The organism is Protofrankia sp. Cr1 (genome assembly GCF_963555865.1).
Lineage (GTDB): Bacteria > Actinomycetota > Actinomycetes > Frankiales > Frankiaceae > Protofrankia.
The window spans coordinates 57517-59235 of sequence record NZ_CAUVXO010000001.1 but is presented as its reverse complement, the minus strand read 5'-3'; the positions used below and the strand labels follow the sequence as shown (position 1 = coordinate 59235).

The window sequence follows — 1719 nt, the reverse complement described above, 5'->3', positions numbered from 1 at the left end:
CGCGCATGCGAACGCCGACCACACGCGTGCGCGCTCTGACGGTAACAAGGGCTGCCGGGGCAGAGTGCGCCAAGGCGTGTGCCCGCTCAACGACACCCACCTGCTCAGTGCCTTCCACGGACCCGCAACATCGGAGCCAGATCGGAGGCAGCCAGCGGATGGCCCGCCCGCTGCGCCGCCCGACCGTGCAGCTGGGCTCCCACGCTGCCGGCATCCAGCGGAGCCAGCCCACCGGCGAGCAGCGAGCCGCACAGGCCGGTCAGGACGTCACCGCTGCCCGCGGTCGCCAGCCACGGTGTGCCTGTGGTGTTCACCCGTGCCTGCCCGTCCGGATCGACGATCAACGTACGGGCGCCCTTGAGGAGCACGGTCGCCCCCAGTTCGGCTGCGGCGCGGCGTACCGCGCCCAATCTGTCCACGGTCAGTTCGTGGATGGTCGCCCCCGCGTCCCAGCGCAACGCCCCGACAAGGCGGACGAACTCGCCCTCGTGCGGCGTGAGCAGAGTAGGCGCGGCCCTGGCCCGCAGCGCGGCAACGCCCCGGGCATCGCCGGCCAACGCGCCCAGCGCGCCCGCATCGAGCAGTACGGGCAGGTCACCTGCCAGCAGGGCAGCCACCACGCGGGCGGTCCCGGCGTCTGGTGGCAGGCCGGGACCAACTGCCCACGCCTGCACCCGACCGGCCGCGAGAACGGCGCCGGCGTCACCGGGGTCGATCTGGGTGACCACCGCCTCGGGGTGCGCACGACGCACGTGGTCGGCGGCCACCGGTGTACTGACCACCCGCACGTAGCCCGCGGCCCCGCGCAGCGCCCCGCCGGTGGCGAGCACCGCGGCGCCGGGGTAGAGGTCACTGCCGGCGACCAGGCCCAGCACGCCCCGGGTGTACTTGGAATCCGCCGGACGAGGGCTCGGGCGCAGCCGGGCCACGTCGGCGTCATCAAGAGCGACCAGATCCGCGCAGGGAAGTACCAGCCCGATGTCGACGAGCTCGATGCGGCCCGCGTGGTCAGCCCCAGGAGGGATCAGCAGGCCGCGTTTGTAGGTTCCGAATGTCACGGTGCTGCTCGCGCGGATGGCTGGACCCACCACCGCGCCGGTGTCGGCGTCCACCCCGCTCGGGATGTCCACGGCGACGGTGCGCCCGACCGGGGCCAGCCCGGCCAACTGGGCGTAGGCCGCGCGCAGGCCACCCTTCCCACCGATGCCGAGCATGCCGTCCAGGATCAGGTCAGCCGCGGCCACCAGGCCCGCGGCGGTGTCATCGCCGACCGGCGCGCCGGCGCGTACCGGCTGCTGGCCAACCGGGTCTGGACCGGGCAGGCGGTGCAGGCGTCCGCCCGCCGCGAGCAGGGCCGCCGTCCCGGCCGGATGCGTACGCCCGGGAGCGAGCGCATCCACCCGGGCGCCCCGGGCCGAAAGGAGCGCACCTGCCCACAGCGCGTCACCGCCGTTGTCACCGCTTCCGGCGAGAACGACTACCCGGGCGCCGTACACCCGACCGAGCCGGCGTGCCGCATGCGACAGCAGGCCGTGCACGGCCCGCTGCATCAGGGCGCCAGGTGGCAGGCTGGCCAGCAGGGACGCCTCGGCATCCCTGACCTGGATCACCAAATGGGCAGATCTCATAGCGGCCATGCTCTCCGTCGAAGCTGTCCGTCGCACCGTCAAACGCACCCTCGCGCGTCGGGGAACGGCTTCGGGCGGTCAACCCCGCCCG

General features: G+C 73.8%; 1 protein-coding gene. It reads right to left on the bottom strand.

Features of this window, described 5'->3' with window-relative positions; genetic code table 11:
- Window positions 1-104 precede the first annotated feature (104 nt).
- The gene (locus tag U9980_RS00325; protein WP_322766185.1) at window positions 105-1628 is read right to left on the bottom strand and encodes an NAD(P)H-hydrate dehydratase; all 1524 of its coding nucleotides are present in this window, start codon (window positions 1626-1628) and stop codon (window positions 105-107) included.
- Window positions 1629-1719 lie beyond the last annotated feature (91 nt).